At 70.7% G+C, this 19,306-nt stretch carries 15 protein-coding genes; 6 read left to right on the top strand and 9 right to left on the bottom strand.

Annotation, left to right across the window (positions count from 1 at the left end; genetic code table 11):
• Positions 1 to 240: 240 nt before the first annotated feature.
• The gene (locus DEFCA_RS0116355) at positions 241 to 723 is read right to left on the bottom strand and encodes a YaiI/YqxD family protein (RefSeq protein WP_029734255.1); all 483 of its coding nucleotides are present in this window, start codon (positions 721 to 723) and stop codon (positions 241 to 243) included.
• A complete protein-coding gene (locus DEFCA_RS0116350; protein ID WP_025324082.1) occupies positions 720 to 986 on the bottom strand; it encodes a hypothetical protein in 267 nt (88 codons plus the stop codon). Before DEFCA_RS0116350 ends, DEFCA_RS0116355 begins: the two co-directional genes overlap by 4 nt.
• Positions 987 to 1,108: 122 nt before the next feature.
• Between DEFCA_RS0116350 and DEFCA_RS0116345 the strand changes: the two genes are divergently transcribed.
• From DEFCA_RS0116345 to DEFCA_RS0116320, 6 genes are all read left to right on the top strand, one after another.
• Positions 1,109 to 1,456, top strand: a complete 348-nt coding sequence (locus tag DEFCA_RS0116345) for a flagellar export chaperone FlgN (RefSeq protein ID WP_025324081.1) — start codon at positions 1,109 to 1,111, stop codon at positions 1,454 to 1,456.
• A gap of 150 nt (positions 1,457 to 1,606) precedes the next feature.
• A complete protein-coding gene (locus tag DEFCA_RS0116340; RefSeq protein WP_025324080.1) occupies positions 1,607 to 1,948 on the top strand; it encodes a DVU0524 family FlgM-associated protein in 342 nt (113 codons plus the stop codon).
• Between the two features lie 169 nt (positions 1,949 to 2,117).
• Positions 2,118 to 2,861: a FliA/WhiG family RNA polymerase sigma factor gene (locus DEFCA_RS0116335; protein WP_025324079.1), complete on the top strand. Its 744-nt coding sequence runs from the start codon at positions 2,118 to 2,120 to the stop codon at positions 2,859 to 2,861.
• Between the two features lie 148 nt (positions 2,862 to 3,009).
• The gene (fliM, locus tag DEFCA_RS0116330) at positions 3,010 to 4,062 is read left to right on the top strand and encodes a flagellar motor switch protein FliM (protein WP_025324078.1); all 1,053 of its coding nucleotides are present in this window, start codon (positions 3,010 to 3,012) and stop codon (positions 4,060 to 4,062) included.
• A gap of 25 nt (positions 4,063 to 4,087) precedes the next feature.
• On the top strand, positions 4,088 to 5,095 hold the full coding sequence (locus tag DEFCA_RS0116325) for a FliM/FliN family flagellar motor switch protein (protein ID WP_025324077.1): 1,008 nt from the start codon (positions 4,088 to 4,090) through the stop codon (positions 5,093 to 5,095).
• Positions 5,096 to 5,141: 46 nt separating this feature from the next.
• On the top strand, positions 5,142 to 5,789 hold the full coding sequence (locus tag DEFCA_RS0116320) for a PilZ domain-containing protein (protein ID WP_025324076.1): 648 nt from the start codon (positions 5,142 to 5,144) through the stop codon (positions 5,787 to 5,789).
• Here the strand turns inward: DEFCA_RS0116320 and glgP are convergent.
• The 7 genes from glgP to DEFCA_RS22470 all read right to left on the bottom strand — a co-directional run bounded on the left by glgP (position 5,786) and on the right by DEFCA_RS22470 (position 19,201).
• On the bottom strand, positions 5,786 to 8,338 hold the full coding sequence (glgP, locus tag DEFCA_RS0116315) for an alpha-glucan family phosphorylase (RefSeq protein WP_035802949.1): 2,553 nt from the start codon (positions 8,336 to 8,338) through the stop codon (positions 5,786 to 5,788). The genes DEFCA_RS0116320 and glgP overlap by 4 nt on opposite strands.
• 488 nt (positions 8,339 to 8,826) lie before the next feature.
• Positions 8,827 to 10,836, bottom strand: a complete 2,010-nt coding sequence (locus DEFCA_RS0116310; protein ID WP_169709617.1) for an alpha amylase C-terminal domain-containing protein — start codon at positions 10,834 to 10,836, stop codon at positions 8,827 to 8,829.
• Positions 10,833 to 12,338 carry a glycogen synthase gene (locus DEFCA_RS0116305; protein ID WP_281173793.1) on the bottom strand — a complete coding sequence of 502 codons (1,506 nt, stop codon included), beginning with the start codon at positions 12,336 to 12,338 and terminating at the stop codon, positions 10,833 to 10,835. The genes DEFCA_RS0116310 and DEFCA_RS0116305 overlap by 4 nt, the downstream gene beginning before the upstream one ends.
• 47 nt (positions 12,339 to 12,385) lie before the next feature.
• Positions 12,386 to 12,673, bottom strand: a complete 288-nt coding sequence (locus DEFCA_RS0116300) for a glycogen-binding domain-containing protein (protein WP_025324072.1) — start codon at positions 12,671 to 12,673, stop codon at positions 12,386 to 12,388.
• A 65-nt stretch (positions 12,674 to 12,738) separates the two neighbouring features.
• Positions 12,739 to 16,992, bottom strand: coding sequence for an amylo-alpha-1,6-glucosidase (locus DEFCA_RS0116295; RefSeq protein ID WP_025324071.1), 4,254 nt, complete (start codon positions 16,990 to 16,992; stop codon positions 12,739 to 12,741).
• 276 nt (positions 16,993 to 17,268) lie between these two features.
• Positions 17,269 to 18,333, bottom strand: a complete 1,065-nt coding sequence (traF, locus tag DEFCA_RS0116290; RefSeq protein ID WP_025324070.1) for a conjugal transfer protein TraF — start codon at positions 18,331 to 18,333, stop codon at positions 17,269 to 17,271.
• Positions 18,334 to 18,346: 13 nt separating this feature from the next.
• The gene (locus tag DEFCA_RS22470) at positions 18,347 to 19,201 is read right to left on the bottom strand and encodes an outer membrane protein assembly factor BamD (RefSeq protein WP_025324069.1); all 855 of its coding nucleotides are present in this window, start codon (positions 19,199 to 19,201) and stop codon (positions 18,347 to 18,349) included.
• Positions 19,202 to 19,306 lie beyond the last annotated feature (105 nt).

Genomic DNA, 19,306 nt, shown 5'->3' with positions numbered 1-19,306 from the left:
GGGTCTGGTGGAGCGCCGGGTGCGGCCCCTTCGCTCGCCGCGTCCTCCGAACGTGCGGATCCCCTCAGGATCCCAAGGTTTCCGCTATCGTGGCATGGATCGACGGGCAAGCGGCGGCATGAGAAGGCGCGGCGATCGGATGCTGCACTCGCGCCCGGCCGGAACCAGGCCCCCACCCCGTGCCCTGGCAATACGTTTGAAGGTCTTGGCAAGCCGGGAGCCCGCCTCTCTGGCCGCCGGTCAGTAGTACGTCGCAGGAGGCGATGCGATCCCCCGGCGGATCGCCTGGAGAACCTCGTCCAGGCGCTGGAGGAAGCGGGACCGATCCGCCTTCTGGAACGGGGCGGGGCCTCCAGCGGGCAGACCCATCTGGCGCAGCTGCTCGTTGAGCTCCCGCCGGGCCAGGGCCTCCCCGATGTTGTGGGGCGTGAACAGGTTTCCCTTGGGGCCGAGAACCCAGGCCCCTTTGTCCACGCACCGGGCAGCCAGGGGCACGTCGGTGGTCACGACCACGCTCCCCGGCCCCACCCGCTCGGCGATCCAGTCGTCGGCCGCGTCGAACGCGCCCCCCGCCCCCACGGCCTGGATCTGGGGGTCCTTGGGCACGGCCAGGGGCCGTGCGCTCACCACGTACACCCGGGCTCCGACCCGGCGGGCCACCCGGTACACCTCGTCCTTGACCGGGCAGCCGTCGGCGTCCACGTAGATCACCGGCCCGGTCACCGGCCCCGCTCCTTTTTCACCCGCTGGGCGGTCTCCAACATCACGGCCAGCCGGGACTCCGGAGGCCGGCTCATGGCCTCGATCTCCTCCTGGGAGTAGTTCTCCCGGATGAACGAGGCGATGTCGACCCGGTCGGCCCAGCACAGTACAATGCGGTGACAGGGGAGCCCGCGGTTCACCCGCCGGCAGTGATAGAAAGGGACCTCGCCCCCGAGGGGCGGGCAGCGCGGGTGCATCTCCTGATCGTACCGGTCGATTCCCATGGGCGGCCTCCGGGCAAAGGGTTCGGGCCCTTTCCTACCGGATCGGGCCGGCCGAGGCAACGCCCCGTGCGACGACCCCCCATCCGGCCGTCGCACGCGATGCCGAGAAACGAGACCCTCCATTGGATCCGATCGACGACCTGAAAAAGTGCCTGGCCCTCTACCGGGAGCTCCTCGACCTCACGGCCGAGCAGGAGGCGTGCCTGCGGTCCGCCCGCTACGATCGCCTGATCGAGATCCTGACCCGCAAGGAGACCCTCGTGGGGGCGGCTGCCCAGTGCTGGGGCCGGGTCCAGGGGGCCCCCCCCGAGGCGAGGCAGGCCCCCGGCTTCGCGGCCACGCTCCAGGAGCTGCGATCCGTCACCGAGCGGCTCGTGGCGGCCGAGGCCCGTTGCCAGGAACTCGTCCCCGCCCGCCCCCTTCCCAAGGCCCCGCCCGGCCGGGCCCTCGCGGCCTACGGCAAAAAGTAGTTCCAACGAAAGCATCGCCAGATTCGTGCCCGGCCGGAGGCAGGCCCCCTGCCCCGGCCTCCGGAGTAACCGCATTTTCCGCTAAAGTCTTCGTCGGCCCGTGCCGATGGGTCAATTCGAAGGATCAGACCCTTTCCCAGGGATGGGACCATGGGCATCTCCCAATTCACGGTGCACAACGTGCTGCGCACCTACGCCAGGCAGGACCGGCTGGGCAAGGTCCACCGGCCCAAGGTGTCGGCGCGGGCCGGTGCCTCCCTGGCGGCGGACCGGGTCAACCTGAGTCCCACGGCCCAGAAGGTCCAGTGGGTGGGGAACCTGGCCGCCGTCTTGGTGGACCGCAACGAGCCCGGCATCGACCCCGACGCCCGCCAGGCGAGGATCCGCAGCACGAGGGACGAGCTCCTCACCCGGCACCGTGACGAAATCGCCGACGACGGCGTGCCGCCCCAAGAGCTGGAGGCCCGGCTCCGGGCCCTCTACCTGGGCTGAGCACGGGACGCCCTCCGCCGGAATCCACCCCTCTCCAGCGGGGAAGAGGGGCGTTTTGTGTTTTCGCCACGGGGGTGGGCCCGCGTTGACACACCCTGGGCCCGATGCTAGGATACGCGCCGGTTTTCCCCTCATCTCGCCCTTCCCCAGCCGTCTCGAACCCGAAGGAGTGTCGGCCATTTCCGCCGCCGAGCCCCAGCGCAGCAGGGACGAGCTCATCGAGGAGTACGCGCCCCTCGTCAAGTACATCGCCGAGCGGCTGGCAGCCCGGCTCCCCTCTTCCATCGAGGTGGACGACCTCATCAACACGGGGGTCCTCGGCCTCATCGACGCCATCGACAAGTTCGTGCCGGACCGGGGGGTCAAGTTCAAGACCTACGCCGAGTTCCGGATCCGGGGGGCCATGCTCGACTACCTGCGGCAGCAGGACTGGGCTCCACGGTCCATGCGGCGCAAGGAGCGGGAGCTCGCCCAGGTGTTCCACCGGCTGGAGCAGCAGCTCCAGCGGCCGGCCACCCATGAAGAGGTGGCCGCGGCCATGGGGATCACCATGGAGGAGTTCAACGAGCTCCTGTACAAGGCCAGGGGGCTCTCCCTTCTCTCCCTGAACCGGCCCGGCGGCGAGGTGGAGGACGACGACGAGGCCAGGGAGCTGGGGGAGTACATCCCCGACGAGCCCGAGAAGAGCCCGTTCGAGCTGCTCCGCAAGCAGGAGGTTCGCGAGATCCTGGCCCGGAAGATCGACGAGCTGCCGGAAAAAGAGTCGCTGGTGCTCAAGCTGTATTACTTCAACGAACTGACCATGAAGGAGGTGGGCAAGATCCTCGGCGTCACCGAGTCGCGGGTGAGCCAGCTCCACTCGGCCGCCGTGCTCCGGCTGCGCGGGCTCCTGGAGGGCATGTTCGACGAGTGATCCGGCGGCCGCACGCGCCTGGGGCGTGGAACCTGCGGGGGGGGCGCCGCGCCCCTCACGAACCGAGACCGATCTGCCGATCCGAATACGGTAGCCCTGCGTACACGGCCGCCCCGTGCGAGGCGGCCCGCGCCGCACGAGGACGAAGGTGTCGGAACTTCTCAGCCAGGAAGAAGTCAACGCCCTGCTCCAGAGCATCCCGCTCCAGCAGGAGGCGGCTCCGGCCAAGCCCGAGGCCAAGCCCACCCCCACCCGGTACCGCAAGCGGGCGAGCCGCTACGACTTCAAGCGGCCCAACCGGATCTCGAAGAACGTCCTCCAGAGCCTCCACTTCCTGCACGAGCGCTACGCCCGCAATCTGGCCCTGGACCTCTCGGCGTACCTGCGCACCATCTCGGACATCGTGCTCCTGAGCGTGGACCAGCTCTCCTACGCCGAGTTCCTGATGAGCCTCCCCGAGACCACCTGCATCAACGTGGTCAAGATCGTGCCCCAGGGGGGGACCCTGGCCTTCGAGGTCAACCCCACCCTGGTGTTCGCGGTGATCGAGAAGCTGATGGGGGGATCGTCCGAGACCCCCACCTTGAACCGGGAGATCACCCCCATCGAGCAGGCCCTGATCGAGGGGTTCATCGACATGGCCCTCAAGGATCTGCACGACGCATGGCGCACCATCGGGGAGACCCGGTTCGAGCTGGACCGCAGGGAGACGAGCCCTCAGCTCGTGCAGATCGTCGCCCCCAACGAGATCGTGGTGGTGATCGTGTTCGAGGTGAAGGTGGGCCAGACCTCGGGCATGATGAACCTGTGCATCCCGGCGATCTACCTGGAGCCCTTCGCCGTGGAACTGCGGCAGGAGCACCAGACCGACATCACGACCCGGATGACCGAAGCCGACTACCGCCGGATCGACGAGGTCATCGCGCGGGCGGTGGCGGGTCTGAGCGCGGACCTGTGCCGCCAACGCATGACCATCCGGCAGATCCTGGCCCTGAAGGAAGGGGATCTGTTCCCGTTGGGAGCGGATCTTCACCAGTCCGTCACGGTGTCGGTGGAGGGCATTCCCAAGTTCCGGGCGGTGTTCGGGGCCCGGAAGGGGCGCAAGGCGGTCCGGATCGAGGCCCCCATCGTGGACGAGGAACCCGAGCCGTCCTCCGAGGGCGGGGAGGGGTTCCAAGCCCTGGAGACCGGGTCGGGCTGAGCCCCGGCCCCTCGCGGGAGAGAGCATGTCGGACATCCTGAGCCAAGACGAGATCGACCGACTGCTGAGCGCCGCCGCGGACGACATCGGCGACGTGCCGGCCGCCGACCTCAGCCCGGCCGAGGTGGAGGCCGTTGAGAAGGCCGCGCGGGTGTTCTTCGCGTCGGCCAACTCGGCCCTGGCGGCCCTCCTGGCCCGGCCGGCCCAGGTCACCGAAGGCCTCGGCCAGGTGGTGAGCCTGTCGGACCTGTCCGCGGACAAGGGGTTGCTGGTCCGGTTTCCGTTCCGGTCCGGATTCTCCGGGGAGATGGCGTTCCTGCTGCGCCACCGGGAGGCCTCGATGCTGGCGGACCTGATCCTGGGCGGCGAGGGGGAGGCGAAGGAGGAACTGGAGGAGGCCGACCTCGACGCCCTCAAGGAGGCCCTGACCCAGGTGGCGGGAAGCGGCGCTCCGCCGCTCTCGGCCACCATGGGCCGAGAGGTGGGGTTCGATCCGCCCCAGGTCCAGACCGTGGACGAGGGAGCCCTCACCGAGGTCCTCTCCTGGGGCGACCAGGCGTTCCTGGCGGTGGGCACCATCAAGGTGGAGGGGATCCTCGAGACCCCCCTCCGGGTCCTCCTGCCCGTCAATGTGGCCCAGGAGATGGCCAAGATCCTCCGGGAGGAGGAGGAAGAGGGGCCGTCCGTCGGCGTGGTGTCGGCTCCCTCGGCCCCCCCCACGGGGGCCGCCGCCGCGCCGGGGGGAGAGCAGCCGGCCCCGCCGGACATCCGGAACATCGACCTGATCCTCGAGCTCGAGGTCGAGGCCACCGTGCGCCTGGGCGAGGCCGAGATGTCCCTCAAGGAGATCCAGCGGCTCCGGCCGGGGTCCATCATCGATCTGGACAAGGACACCGAGGCGCCCGTGGAGCTGGTGGTCAACAATCAGGTGCTGGCCAAGGGCGAGCTGGTGGTGGTCAGCTCCGACCACTTCGCGCTGCGGATCACCGAAATTGAATCCCCCACCGAACGAATCCGAAAGCTCGGCTCGTAATCTTCCTCCTTGGGCCCTGGAGGTCCTCCAGGCCCGGGGGTTCCTGGTGACCGACGGGGAACGCCTCCCCGTGGACGCGGCCTGCGTGGACGTCCAGGGGGGCCGGGTGGTGCTGGCCCCCCTGGACGCCTCTCGCCCCGAGCCCGCCCCCGCCGGCACCCGTGCCGAGTTCCGGGTGCCGGGCACCCGCGGCATCCTGTGCCTGCGGGGGGAGCTGGAAGCGGGGACCGACGGCCTCCGGGTGCTGCGGGTGGACACAGGCGGCGTGGAGCGAATCAACCGTCGGGCCGCCTACCGGCTTGCCTGCTCCCTCAAGGCGGAGTGGGCCGAGCTGCCGGAACCGGCGCCCGCAGCGGGCCGCGGTTCGGCCCTGGAGACGCTGGCGACCCGGGTGAGCGACCGGCGGCCCTGCGTGGTGCTGGACGTGAGCATCGGGGGGGCCAGGATCTCGGCCGCGCCGCCCCTGCCCCGGCCGGGGTCGTGGATCCTTCTTTGGATCCGGCTTGCGCCCAGCGAGGTGCTCTCGGGCCTGGCCGCCCAGGTGCTGGAGGCCCGACCCGACGAGGGCACGGCCCCGTTCCCGGGGTTCGCCAGGCTGCGCTTCTCCCCCCTCTCCGGCCGAACCGAGGGGCGCCTGGGCCGTTTCATCGTCCAGGCCCAGGTGGACCTCCTCCGTAAGGGCATCCGACCCTAGCCCCACACCACCAGCCCAAGGTCCCAGGGGCTGGTCAGGTTGGGATGGTGGGGCAGCACCCGCACCACGTACCCGTACCGGCCCGTGCGCTCACACGGGATCTGACCGGCGAACTCCCAACCCCCGTCCTCCCGACGGCCCTCGGACCGCAGGGCCCTGCGGGCGGGGGCCGCCACCTGGCCCGAGGGATCCAACAGGCCGTAGTAGGCCTCCACCTGCACGTCCTCCGGGGCCAAACCGTTCAGGTGCACCAGACACCGCACGGCGAACTCGTCGCCCACCCGCCGCTCGGCACCGTCGTCGGCCCACACCTCGGCCACCCGGACCCCGGCCCACGCCTCCCGCACCCGCGCCTTCCACCGCGCCAGGGCTCGCGCGGCCTGATGGTTGCTCTGGGCAAACCGGGTCCACAGGGACAGGGCCGGCAGGTAATACCGTTCGGCGTACTCCCGCACCATTCGGTTGGTGTTGAACACGGGCGTCAGGCGCTCCATGGCCGTCTTCGTGCGCTGGATCCAACCCCGGGGCAGCCCGTCGTCTCCGCGGGTGTAGTAGAGGGGCACCACCTCGTTCTCAAGCAGGTCGTACAGGTCCAGGCTCTCCACCCGATCCTGCAGGTCCGGGTTCTGGTACTCCTCGCCGTGGCCGATCGCCCAGCCCACCTCGCCGTCATAGGCCTCGTCCCACCACCCGTCGAGCACGCTGAGGTGGAGCCCCCCGTTGGGCACCACCTTCATGCCGCTGGTGCCGCAGGCCTCCAAGGGCCGGCGGGGGGTGTTCAGCCATACGTCGCACCCCTGGACCAGGTAACGGGCCAGGTTGACGTCGTAGTCCTCGAGGAACACCACCCGGTTCCGAAACTCCTTCTGCCGGCAGTGGTGCACGATCTCCTGGATGAACTTCTTCCCCTCGTTGTCGGCCGGGTGGGCCTTGCCCGCGAACAGGATCTGGACCGGCCGGTCCGGGTGGTTGAGGATCCGGGCCAGGCGCTCGGGGTCCCGAAAGAGCAGCACGGCCCGCTTGTAGGTGGCGAACCGCCGAGCGAACCCGATCGTGAGGGCCTCGGGGTCGAGCACCTCGTCGGCGGCCCGCACCTCGTCGGGCTTCGCTCCGCGGCGCTCCAACTGGGCCCGCAGACGCCTCCGCACGAACCCGACCAGCCGTTCCCGGAGCCGCTCCTGGGCCCGCCACAGCTCGTTGTCCGGGATGTCGTGGACCCGCTTCCACATGGCCTGGTCCAAGGGCTCGTCCACCCACGACGGGCCCAGGTACCGATCGAACAGACGGGCCATCTCGTCCGACAGCCAACTGCGCACGTGGATGCCGTTGGTCACGTGGCCGATGGGCACCTCCTCCTCGGGGATGCCCGGCCACACCCCGGCCCACATCCGACGGGACACCCGGCCGTGGAGCCGACTCACCCCGTTGCGGTGGCCGCTGAGCCTCAAGGCCAGCACGGCCATGGACAGGGGCGCGTCGGGGTCGGCGGGGTTCTCCCGACCCAGGGCCATCAGGTCCCCGACCCCGATCCCCATCTCCTTGAGGATGTCGCCCAGGTACTGCTCAATCTCCGGCGGCCGAAATAGGTCGATGCCCGCGGGTACCGGGGTGTGGGTGGTGAACACGCTCCCCACCCGCACCGCCTCCAAGGCCTCGGCGAACGACAGCTCGGTGCGCTCCATGAGCACCCGGATCCGCTCCAGGCCGAGGAACGCCGAGTGCCCTTCGTTCATGTGGCAGACGGCCGGCTCCACCCCAACGGCCTCCAGCATCCGCACCCCGCCCACCCCGAGCACCACCTCCTGGCGGATCCGCATCCCCTCCCCCGGCGCGTACAGCTGGTGGGTGATCGCCCGATCCGCCGGATCGTTGGCCGCCAGGTTGGTGTCGAGCAGGTACAGCGGGATCCGCCCCACCTGGGCCCGCCAGGCCCGGATCCGCACCGGCCGGCCCGCCATGCGCACCTCCACCTCCACCGGCTCGCCGTCGTCCGTGCGCACCGGCCGCAGGGGCATGTTGTACACGTCGTTCTCGGGGTACACCTCCTGCTGCCACCCGTCGTGGGTCAGGTATTGGTGGAAGTACCCCTGGCGGTACAGGAGCCCCACGCCCACGAACGGAAGACCCAGCTCGCTGGCGCTCTTCAGGTGGTCGCCGGCCAGCACGCCCAACCCGCCCGCGTACACGGGCAGGCACTCGTGGATCCCGAACTCCATGGAGAAGTAGGCCACCCGGGCGGCCTCCAGCTCGGGGTAGGCCTGAGAGACCCACGTGGGCATCGAGAGATATCGGCCCAGGGCCTGGGCCACCCGGTCCATGTGGGCCACGAACACCGGGTCCCGGGCCAGGGACTCGAGTCGGTCCTGATCCACCCGGCCCAGCAGCGCGACGGGGTTGTGGCCGGTGGCCGACCACAGGTCGTGGTCGATGCGGCGGAACAGGTCCACCGCCTCGGGGTTCCACACCCACCAGAGGTTGTGGGCGATCTCCAGGAGCGGCGCAAGCCGCTCGGGGAGCCTGGGGGTCACGGAAAACGTGCGCATATGCATGAAGGCATCCTTGTAACTTCGGTCGTCGGTCGTTGGTCGTTGGTCGTCGGTCTAGGGCCTTCGGTCCGCTGGGGGGCTGGGCAGCTAGGCCGCTTCCCCGAACCGCCGCCAAACGATCGGTGGGGCTGGGGGCTCCGACGAAGCGCGACGGCCGAGCAGCCCGGGCCGCCCGGCGCCAGGGGATCGGCCGCGGCGCGTGCCCTCACGCGCCGCGGCGGACCGCGCCGAGGCGGCCCCTGCGAGGCCGTTCAGCGAAGGAGGGGCCCCCAGCCCCACCCCTTGGGAACAGCACGAAATTTCCGAAACACGACACCAGAGCATACCCCCGATATTTGGCGGGTTCGAGAACCGCCAGGCCGCCTAGCCGAATCCAGCCCCCTGCCCCCCCGAGACCGCGAGGTGACACCAAAGAGGCGTGGCCATGCTCGGAACGCTTTGATATTACGCATATTTTCAAGCCTCCCAGCGTCCTAGCGTCCTAGCGAAAGTCATCCGGCCTCGCGCCGCAGCACCAGGGCGCACCGGCTGGGCAGGTACAGCCGGATCCCCAGGGTTCCGCCGGGCAGGGGATGGGTGAGGAACCGCTGGCCCGGCACCAGGCGGCCGGGCCCGGCGAACCGGGGCTCGTCGGTGTCGAGGACCAAGTCGTAGGCCCCGGCCGGCACCTCCACCGGGTACTCCGTGCGGGACCGGGTGGGGTGGAAGTTGAAGAAGAAGAACAGCCGGCCCCGGGCAAACCCCAGGATCTTGTCCTCGGAGCGCAGGAGCAGGAGCTGCGGCTCGTCCCGCCCCACGAACCCCTCTTTCCGGGCGAGACCGATCATCTGTCGGTCGAACTCGGCCAAGCCGTGGTACCTCAGGTCCGGATCGTCGGCCAGGCTCCACTGCCTCCGGGCGTAGCGATAAGACCACCGGTTCCCCTGCCGGGGGAAGTCCACCCACTCGGGGTGGCCGAACTCGTTGCCCATGAACGTGAGGTACCCGTGCCCGGCCGTGGCCAGGGTGGCCAGCCGGATCATCTTGTGCAACGCAACGCCCCGTTCCACCCGCAGGTCGGGGTCGTCCCGCCGCATGTGGCCGTACATCGCGTCACCGATCAGCTCGAACACGAGGGTCTTGCCCCCCACCAGGGCCTGGTCGTGGCTCTCGGCGTAGCTCACCACCCGCTCTTCGGGCCTCCGGTTGTTGAGCTCGTGCCACACCCACCCCAGGTCCCAGGCCTCGTCGGGCACCTCGCGCACCAGGCGGAACCAGCAGTCCGGCACCCCCATGGCCAGCCGGCGGTCGAACCCGGCGCCACCCTGCCCCACGGGGGCGCACAGCCCGGGCATGCCGCTCACGTCCTCGGCCACGGTGAGCGCGCCGGGCCGAACCTGGTGGACCACCTCGTTGGCCAGGGCCAGGTAGGCGTACGCGTCCTCGTCCACCTGGGGTCCGAAGTACTCGTCGTACCCCGAGAACGTGTGCCCCAGACCGTGGTGCAGGAACAGCATGCTCGTGATCCCGTCGAACCGGAACCCGTCCATCCGGTACTCGTCCAGCCAGAACCGGCAGTTCGAGAGCAGGAAGTGGAGCACCTCGGGTTTCCCGTAGTCGAACAGGAGCGAGTCCCACACCGGGTGCTCCCCCCGGGGCCCGGCGTGGAAGAACTGGTGCCGGGTCCCGTCGTACCGCCCCAGGCCCTCGTTCTCGTTCTTGACCGCGTGGGAGTGCACGAGATCCATCGTGACCCGGAGCCCCAGCCCGTGGGCCGCGTCCACCAGGGACTTCAGGTCCTCGGGGGTGCCGAACCGGCTCGAGGCCGCGAAGAAGCTCGACACGTGGTATCCGAACGAGCCGTAGTAGGGGTGCTCGGCCACGGCCATGAGCTGCACGGTGTTGTAGCCGGCCCGCACGATGCGAGGCAGCACCCGGTCCCGAAACTCGGCGTAGGTGCCGACCCCTTCCCGTTCCTGAGCCATGCCCACGTGGGCCTCGTACACCAGGGGCGCCTCGGCGGAGGGCTCCGGTCTGGGGTGGCGCCAACGGTACGGCCGATCCGGCGCCCACACCTGGGCGCTGAACAGCCCGGTCTCCGGGTCCTGGACCACCCTGCGGGCCCAGGCCGGGATCCGGTCGCCCGCCCCCCCGGCCCAGTGGATCCGGAGCTTGTAGTGCTGGCCGTGACACAGGGCATCGGCCGGCAGCACAAGCTCCCAACGGCCGTGGGCGTCCAGCCGACGGAACCGAAACGGCTCCCGTTCCTCCCATCCGGTGACGTCACCGACGAGATATATCGCCTCGGCCGCCGGCGCCCACTCGGCCAGGCGCCATCCCTCCGGCGTCCGATGGAGGCCGAAGTAGGTGTGGCCGCTGGCGAAGTCCGCGATCGAGGTCCGCCCCCCGGTGAGCCGCCGGGCCCACCGGTGGATCCGGCTCCGGCGGGCCTCGATCGCGTGCCGATACGGTTCGAGCCACGGGTCCCCCCAGGGGGGGGCACGGTCGGTCGCCCCCATCATCCCACCAACGGCCGCGCGAGCATGCGCTCGTAGAGCTCGATGTAGCGCCGGGCGGTCTCGGCATGGGTGAACCGGCCGGCCGCCTCGGCCATGATCCGCCGGATCTCCCGGGCCCGAACCCCGGGGGGCAGGCGGTGGAACGCCACGGCCTGCTCGATCGCCCACCGCAGCCCCGGGGGATCGTACACCTCGAACCGGAACCCGTTGCCCCGGCCGGCGTGCGGATCCAGCGGCTCCACGGTGTCGTGCAACCCCCCGGTGTCGTGAACCACGGGCAGCGCGCCGTAGAGCATGCCGATCATCTGGGGCAGCCCGCACGGTTCGAACCGCGACGGCATCAAGACGAAGTCCGCGGCCGCGTACCCCAGCCGCGACAGGTCCTCACGAAACGGATGGACCGCCACCCTCTGGCCGATGCCGTGGAACCGGACGATCTCCGCGAACACCTCGGCGGCCGGGCCGTTGGCCACGAACGCCACCTGCAGCCCCTCGGCCCAGTGGGCCGACACGGTCTCGTACAGGATGTGGGCGAGCAGGTCGCAGCCCTTCTGCACGGGGTCCAGCCGCGACGGCCAGAAGAACAGCGGGGCTTCGGGGTCGGTTTCGAGCCCCAGGGTGCGCTGGAACGCCAGCTTGTTCTCCCGCTTCGCCTCGGCGTGACGCTCGGGGCCGTAGCGGGCCACCAGGGCGTCGTCCCGCACCGGATGGTACGAGGGGTCCGGCGCGTTCAGGATGCCAGCGGCGCAACCGGCGTCGTGCTTGTTCCGGATCTCGTCCCGAACCGGCGCGGGCACGAAGTCGTGGCGCCCCTCCACGATCTCCCGGAGGAACGAGGGGCTCACCGTGTTGATGAAGTGGGCGGCGAAGATCCCGCTCGTGAGCAGGTCGATCGGTACCGCCTCGCGGGTCTGCTCGTACGGGCCCGGCAGGCTCACGTAGTAGAGGTTCTGCCAGAACTCGGCAGCGTCGATGCCCAGGTCTTCCACCCGGGCCAGGGTGGTCTCCCGGCTGTGGATGTTGTGCACGGTGAACAGGCTCGGAATCCCCAGCCGGCGGGCGTGGGCCGGCACCAGGCCCGTCATCCAGTCGTTGCAGTGGACCAGGTCGGGCCGGACCCTGGGCATGATGTTGTTGATCACCTCCCGCTGGAACACCAGGGCCAGCTTGAGGTTCTCGGTCTCGTAGCCGCTGTAGACCGCGTCGCGGTAGTAGAAGATCCGATCCTCCGCCAGGTGGACCTGGTCCTCGGGAAGCTTGCTCAGGTACGTGCGCAGCTCGTCGCTGATGAACCGGCCGATGTCGATGTGGAACAGCTGGCGGTAGTGGGGCAGCGCCACGTGCACGTCCGCCCCCAGGTCGTGGAGCGAGGCCACCAACGAGGCCGACACGTCGGCCAGCCCCCCGGCCTTGGCCGTGAGCCGGTTCGACAGGTTGCCCATGCCCTCGGGGAGGTACGTGATCTCCGGAGTCACGATCAGGATCCTGGGTCTCCGCCGTCGCACTCGCACCTCCCCTCAGGGCCTCGCCAGACCTCCCGATCGACGAGCCTTCACAGATCGAGCACGCTGTTGAGCGTGCCGAACTCGTTGGGGACCCACCGGGGGTTCTCCGGGTCCACGCACCACACGCCGTCGACCACGAACTTGTACTCGTACCGGCCGGGCACCAGCAGGACCGCCCGGCTGTAGTCGCCCTTTCCGGTCCGGTCCACCAGCACCGTGCGCCGGGGGTCCCACCCGTTGAAGCTCCCGGCCACGCACACCCGGTGGCCCGGCTCGGCCCGGTACTCGAATCGAACCCGCCGTCTTCCCGTCTTGGTTCGCTTGGTTCTCGCCATGGTCTCCCTCGAACGTTCGCCTCGGCTCTCGGCCGAGGGCAATGGGTGGTCCGACCCGCCCCTCGTCATCGCGGCTCCACCTTATCCCTCCCATCCAGAAGTGCAAGCACCCGCACGAACTCCGACACCCCCCAAGCCTGCGCCCCGCATCCCCGCTGGGCGTGGGGGGCGTCGCCGTCCAGGATCTCGGGCACGAGGCCCGCGCATCCGGCCTCCAGGAGGCCCCAGACCGAGTAGAGGAGCGATCGGGCCTCGCCGGCCGCCCCGTCGCCGAACACCCGCCACAACGCCTCGGCGTACAGGGGGAACGGCCAGGTCCACGCGGTGCCGTTGTGATAGGCGACCTTGCGGTCCGGGTCTTCGGGCCCCTCGTACCGCCCCCGGTAGGGCCGGCAGGGGTCGAGGACCCGTCGGCCCTGGTGCTCCACCCGCAGGGGGTGACGCACCGGCCGGTCGGCCAGGCTCCGGATCGCGCCCGGAACCAGCAGCGCCTGGCACCGTTCGAGCACCCTGCGGCACCGGCCCGGGTCGGTGAACAGGCCCAGGGTCAGGGCCAGGAGCTGGTTCGGCCGCAGATGGTCGTCGGGCTCGGCCTCCCGCGCGCCCCGGCCCGGGGGGGCGTGGAGGCAGTCCGACAGGAACCCCTCGTCCTCCCGGAAAAAGAGCTCCGCGAACGAGGCGGTCAGCCGGGCCCGGACCTGGCGCCACCGCGACGCGTCGTCGAGGGTCTCCACCACGCCCAGCGCCTCGTGCCACAGGGCCTGAATCTCCACCGGATACCCCTGCCGGGGCGTGCCGGCCGGATGGTTCGTGTCCATCCAGGTGAAGTGGGCCGGGCTGAACACCAGGCCGGTTGCGGGGTCCACCCCCACCCCGTTGGGGGTGCCCTCCAGATAGTGGCTGCCGATCGACCGGACCACGTCCGCCAGCGTCCGGGCCCCGCACCGCCGCGCCCACACCGCCGGCCCCAGCACCCCGGCCGCCTCGCCGGCCGCCACGGCGAGCCACAGGGAGGCGTCCGAGGTGTCCCGGTTCGAGGCGTCCGCCCCTCGGATCATGTTGGGCAGGGTGCCGCGGTCCTCGAACCGGGCGAACCCGAGCAGGATCTCCAGGGCCTCCTCGGCCAGGCCGGCCGCCAGCATCCCCCGCACGAAGATCAGCGCATCCCGGCCCCAGTCCAGGAACCACGGATACCCAGCGATCACGGTGAGGCCCCCCTCCCGGTGGACCAGGAACGGGTCCAAGCCGGCGCGCAGCACCGCCCCCAGGGGCTCCCGGCCCCGGGGCCGCCGCGCGCCCGGCCGGGGGTGGATCGCCGGGAACTCCTGGCCCGTGAGGATCTCGGCCCGGATCAGCGCTCGCTCGCCCCCTGCCAGCCGCACCCGCAGGTATCCGGGGCTGAAGAGGTCCGACAGCGGGTCGATGCCCCGGGAGGCCTCCCACGAATGCTTCAGACCGTACAGCCACTCCGGCTCGGCCACGAACGTGCCGGGAAGGGCGGTGACCCGCAGTCTGCGTTCCGGGCCGGGCGCGAACTCGAACCCGGCCGGAAGCGGCCGCACCGCCGGCGGCCACGCCGACTCCGGGCCGGCGAACGCCTTGGTGTGGTCGTGGTTCGGGCGGTCCTCCACGTCGGGCCGCAGCACCACCCGCACCGGCTCCTCGTCGGGCAGGGCCTCTGGGTCCTCACCGGCCGGAGGCCGGTGGACCTCGAGGTGCACGGCGTTCTCGTCGGGGGAGAACCGGAGCACGGCCTCCAGGACCACCCGCCGGCCCATGCCGCACGGCACCGAGAACCGCCAGGAGGCCGGGCCGCCCGGGGCCGCCTCGAACCGCTCGGTGCAGGCCCGACCCAGCGCCTGGCTGTACCCCCGCACCACCACCCATCCGCGCATCCGGGCCAGCATCGCGTGGCGGTCCACGGGAACGTTCGGATCGAGGTTGCCGGCGAGCCAGGCGTCGTACAGGCTCTCGACCTCGCCCCACCCCGCTCGGACCTGGGCCATGGCCCCCCGGGCGTTGGTCAGCAGGGCGTAGGGCCGCTTCCTTTCGATCTCCCGGGCGTCGTACACGAGGCGGACCGCGGGCTCCTCGGCGCCCAGGAGCAGGATCGGCGCCTCGGTGGCCCGGGTCCCCTCGGGGGCGTGCACCCGCACGGCCAGACCGGCCCGCTGCTCGTGCTCCGGCCGGATCCCGGGGACCACCACGGCCCAGAACCGGCCCTCCCCCAGCGGGAGCGAGTCCTCCCGGGCCACGGTTCGGTCGCCCACCCGCAGGTCGGCCCGAAACGGGTGGGGCGCCGTGACCAAGATCACGTGCCCCGCCGGCACGGGCACCCTCCGCCGCGTGTCCTCGGGCCAGGTCCACCGGGTCACAGGAGGCCACTCGCGGCCCGCGATCCGGCCGCAGGCGTCGGCAGGATCGCGGCCGAGCGCCTCGGCGAGCTCGTCCAGGCGGTCCCGAACCTCCTGTTCCCGCCCGTACCACCGGACCAGGTCGAGCGCCTTCGCCCGCAGACGCTGCCGCCGCACGGCCTCGGGCTCGCGGGGGGGCGCTGCCAAGGCCCGCTCCACCGCCTCCACCGCGGATAGGTCTGGGCTGAGGCACCGGACCTGACCGGGACCCAGGGCCACCGAGGGGCCGTGGGGGGAGGGTTCCGGCTCGACCCGCTCGCCGGTGAGGAGATCCCACAGGCCCGGGCCGGCCGGGGTGGCGCCCGGGTCCCATGCGACCCGGGCCGGGGCCGTGGGGTCCAGGTTGGCCACGACCAGGAGGGGCTGGCCCCCCTGGGCGGCGTCCCGGCGGGCCGCCAGCACGTTGCCCGGGCCCCGGTGCACCAGACGGATCCGGGCCCCGGGAAGGAACGCGGGGTGGGTCTCGTGCACGGCGTGCAGCCGGGCGATCCACGCCACCAGGTTCGGCTCGGCGCCCCAGTTCAGGTCCGAGGCGCCGTGGACGTCGAGCTTCTGGGGGGCGAGCCACTCCACCCCGCAGGTGATGCCGAAGGCTCCCTCCCGGCTCAACAGGGCCGTGAGCGTCGTGCGCAGCCGGGCGAACGCCTCCGAGGTGGCGGCCAGGCGGTTGTTGTCGTGGGTCTCGGCGTAGTGGACCAGGAGCCCTCGGGTCGTGGAGAGGGCGTCGGCGCCGGGAAGGTAGGCCTCGATCTGGGCCCGATCGTAGTTCTGGAACAGCTCCGAGTAGGCCCAGTCCAGCCCCGCGTCGGACAGAAGCGCCTCGGTGGAGGCCATGGGTCCGCCCAGCCCCTCGAGCAGGAACACCGTATCCGGGTACTCCTGCCTCACCCGGGCCACCAGATACCGCCACACCTCCACCGGCACCATGTAGCCCGCGTCGCACCGGAACCCGTCCACCCCCTGGCGGCACCAGTACAGGAACACCCGGGCCATGTACCGCCACAGGTCCCGGTGCCGGTAGTCCAATTTACTGAGATCCTCCCAGGTCACGCCCCACGCCCCGGGCGAGGCGAACCGCCTTCCCTCGTCCCGGGCGAACCAGTGGGGCCGGTGGATCTGCAGCCACGAGGCCCAGCCGGTGTGGTTGATGGGGATGTCCAGGAAGAGGCGTCCCCCGCGGGCGTGCACCGCGTCCACCAGCTCGCGGAACTGGTCCAGGGGGGTCGTTTTCCGATCGAACTCGGCCAGGGCGGGGTCCACGTCGAAGAAGTCCAACCCCGCGTAGGGGCTTCCGAACCTCCCCATGCGGGCGTAGGTGGTGGGCACGGGGTGGATCGGAAGGAGCTGGACGATCCGGCAGCGCAGGGTCCCCAGCACGTGGTCGAGCCGCCGGATCAGCTGCCGGAACGTTCCGGAGGGGGGGATCACGGTGTACCCCAGCCCGTCCAGCAGCCCCTCGCAGGGGCCGGCTCCCGCATCGCCGCCGCCGGACCGCCGGAACATGCGCACGAACGCGGTGTAGAGGCTGTTCACCGCCACGGTGTGGGCGGGTGCCACCTTGATCCAGAGGTTCGGCCCGGGGGGCCACACGGGGTCCCGCCGGCCCGCCGGCAGGAAGAAGGCCTTGGCCTCGAACACCCCCGTCTCGGCCAGGGGCAGACGGGCCCGGAACCGTCCCGGCCCCACGGGCTCCATGGGCACGTCGTGCCAGTCCCGGCCCAGGGCCGGCCGCCGGTCTTCCACCTCGGCCACGACCTCGGCCCGGCCCGTGGCGGCCCGGCCCAGGTTGGTGCGCACGAACGCCGCCCCGCTCCCCGGCGGCAAGACCTCGAGGGCGAGCGCGAGAACGTCTCCCCGGAAGGCCCGGAGCTGCGCCCCGGGTTCGGGGGACTGGGTGAGCTCCATGGGGAGGCTCCGATGGGAACGAGTTGGGGGGAGCGGCAAGGACGAGGACCCCGGCAACCGATCCGTCGCCGGGGTCCTCGTGGGGTCTGGGGCCGCCTGCGGTCGCGAGGCCGTCGGGGCCGGATCAACGCATCTTACACTCCCTTGGGAACGTGTGGGTTGTCGCGGCGCCCCGACCGCGCCTGGGCCCGGGTACCCATGCGACCCGGCCGCCCGGAACCGGACGGCCCCCAGACACAACTGAGCCTATCGCAAGAAACGCGGGTGTCAACCGTGTCACCACCCCAAGGTCGCCTGGATCACGTGGCGGCGGTCCGCGCGCTCGCCCGCGGCGCTGCCGATCTCCTCGGCGTACGTGGCGTAGTCGAGGCGCAGCACCCAAAGATCCAGGGTGGCCCCGAACGAGCTGTACCCCTGGTACAGGCCGGCCCGCAGGGACAACACCTTCGGCAGCCGGGCCTCCACCCCGAGGTGGAGGCGCTTGTACACGTCGTCGTCCTCACCCACGTTGTTCGTGACGTCCACCCAGTCCGCCGCGCCCAACAGGGTCAGCCACGAGAACGAGTGCTCCACCGAAAGCCCCACGTTGACCTGCTGGGGCAGCTCGCCGGCGTCCCCCAGGTCGGTGTCGGTCACGTTCAGCACCGTCACGCCCACGGTCGGCTTCAGGAGCACGGGAAACGTGTACATGGCCCCCAGGTCGAACCCGAACCCGGCGCCGTCCTTGAGGTCGTCGCTCAGTTGGTCCTCGAAGTCGTCCGAAGCGATGTCCGCCGCGGTGTACACCTCCTGGAGCCGGTAGGCCTTCACGTACTTCAGGGTACCGCCGAGGCGCAGCCGGTTCTCGAAGAACCCCCACCCGAGGCCCAGGTGGGCCCCCACCGTGCTCGACACGTCCACCTCTGCCTCCGGGAACGCCACGTTGTGGGGCTGGACGTTCACGTTCACCTGCCCCAGCACCCCCAGGGCGAACCGGTGCCGCACGAAATAGGGAAAGAGGGCGGCCCGGTAATGGAGGTACTCGCCGATGTAGTCCCGCAGCAGGTCCGTGACCTCTGTCGTGTCGTTGAAGTCGGTGTCCCGAGCGTCGTTGTACAGATCGAGGCCCTTCTCGCCCACCTCCACCAGGGGGTTCACCAACCCCATGCCCCAGTGCTGCACCTTGTCGAGTCCCGCCGGGTTGTAGAACAACGCGTTCTCGTCGTCGGCCACGGCGGTGAACGCCCCGCCCATGCCCAGGGGCCGCACCGCCTGGAAGTACCGGGGGAGCTCCCGGGCCGAGGCCCACGGGCCCGCAAAGCACAAGGACACCAGCGCCGCCCACACCACGCTCCGCTTCATCTCGGCCCCCTTTCTACTGGATCATTTGGTGGAGGAAATCACGAAGTTCCTGGTTGGTCACCTGCTCGCCCGGCAGGTACCCGATGTCCTGCAGGAACCGGTCGAAGTCCTCGGCGATGTCGTTGCCGTCCCTAGGGGTCGAGCCCACCAGGAGCTCGGGGGACAGCACGCCCACCGCCTCGCGGACCCATGCCAGGTCGTCGTCGAACCCGTCCGGGACCGTCACGCCGTCGATCACCGCCGGATGCTTCCTGAGCTCGCCAACCGTCAAGAGATGGTTCCCCGATCCCGCCGGGTACTCCAACTGCTCCACCACGCCCAGCACGGCGTGGATCGCGGCCAGCACCCCGGCCTGGAAGATCTCGTCGTCGGTCAACCCAGAAGTGTCCACGGCCGCCGCCATCCGCGCGGCCGCGCCCCCCCCGGCGTCGACCCCGAACACGGCCAGGGCCTTCTCCAACAACCCCAACTTCTCATCCAGTTCCGTGGCCGAGATCTGACCGTCGCCGTCCTCGTCGAAAATGTCGGTCACGGCCTCATACGCCACGCTGTCCGCCTGCCCGGTCTCCTGAGCCTGGGCCATGCGGTCCACGAGATCCAGCGTGTCGAATCCGGCCTTGCCCAGGTAGGCACTGGCCAGGTACTTGCGCACCTCGGGATCCGAGGTGTCCATCGCCGAGAAGGTCTCGATCGCGTCGTCCCAGTTCTGCTGGTCCAGCGCGGCCAGGCCCTGCTCCATCTCCGCTTGGCTCCCCGACGGGTCGGACGCCCCGTCGAACAGGTTGGCGTCCCCACAGGCGCCCAACAGGGCCACTACCGCGATCAGCCATCCGTACCGCGAGATCTGCTTCCACCGGTTCGTCCGCATGGGTTCTCCTCCCCGCTCGGTTGGTGGCGGTGCCCTCCGCCTCGTGACAAAGGTCCTTCTCTTATCGGTTCGGCTTCGGGTACTCTTAACCCTTATTTGCTCCCT

The organism is Deferrisoma camini S3R1, assembly GCF_000526155.1.
GTDB lineage: Bacteria > Desulfobacterota > Deferrisomatia > Deferrisomatales > Deferrisomataceae > Deferrisoma > Deferrisoma camini.
Note: the sequence above shows the minus strand (reverse complement) of the source record. Positions and strands in the feature narration are given on the sequence as shown.

Bases quoted from the DNA above. Each gene is read 5' to 3' on its own strand.
- DEFCA_RS22470 (WP_025324069.1), bottom strand. From the start codon at position 19,201: ATGCGGACGAACCGGTGGAAGCAGATCTCGCGGTACGGATGGCTGATC.
- DEFCA_RS0116295 (WP_025324071.1), bottom strand. From the start codon at position 16,992: ATGGAGCTCACCCAGTCCCCCGAACCCGGGGCGCAGCTCCGGGCCTTC.
- DEFCA_RS0116350 (WP_025324082.1), bottom strand. From the start codon at position 986: ATGGGAATCGACCGGTACGATCAGGAGATGCACCCGCGCTGCCCGCCC.
- traF (WP_025324070.1), bottom strand. From the start codon at position 18,333: ATGAAGCGGAGCGTGGTGTGGGCGGCGCTGGTGTCCTTGTGCTTTGCG.
- DEFCA_RS0116340 (WP_025324080.1), top strand. From the start codon at position 1,607: ATGGGCATCTCCCAATTCACGGTGCACAACGTGCTGCGCACCTACGCC.
- DEFCA_RS0116310 (WP_169709617.1), bottom strand. From the start codon at position 10,836: ATGATGGGGGCGACCGACCGTGCCCCCCCCTGGGGGGACCCGTGGCTC.
- glgP (WP_035802949.1), bottom strand. From the start codon at position 8,338: ATGCATATGCGCACGTTTTCCGTGACCCCCAGGCTCCCCGAGCGGCTT.
- DEFCA_RS0116300 (WP_025324072.1), bottom strand. From the start codon at position 12,673: ATGGCGAGAACCAAGCGAACCAAGACGGGAAGACGGCGGGTTCGATTC.
- DEFCA_RS0116325 (WP_025324077.1), top strand. From the start codon at position 4,088: ATGTCGGACATCCTGAGCCAAGACGAGATCGACCGACTGCTGAGCGCC.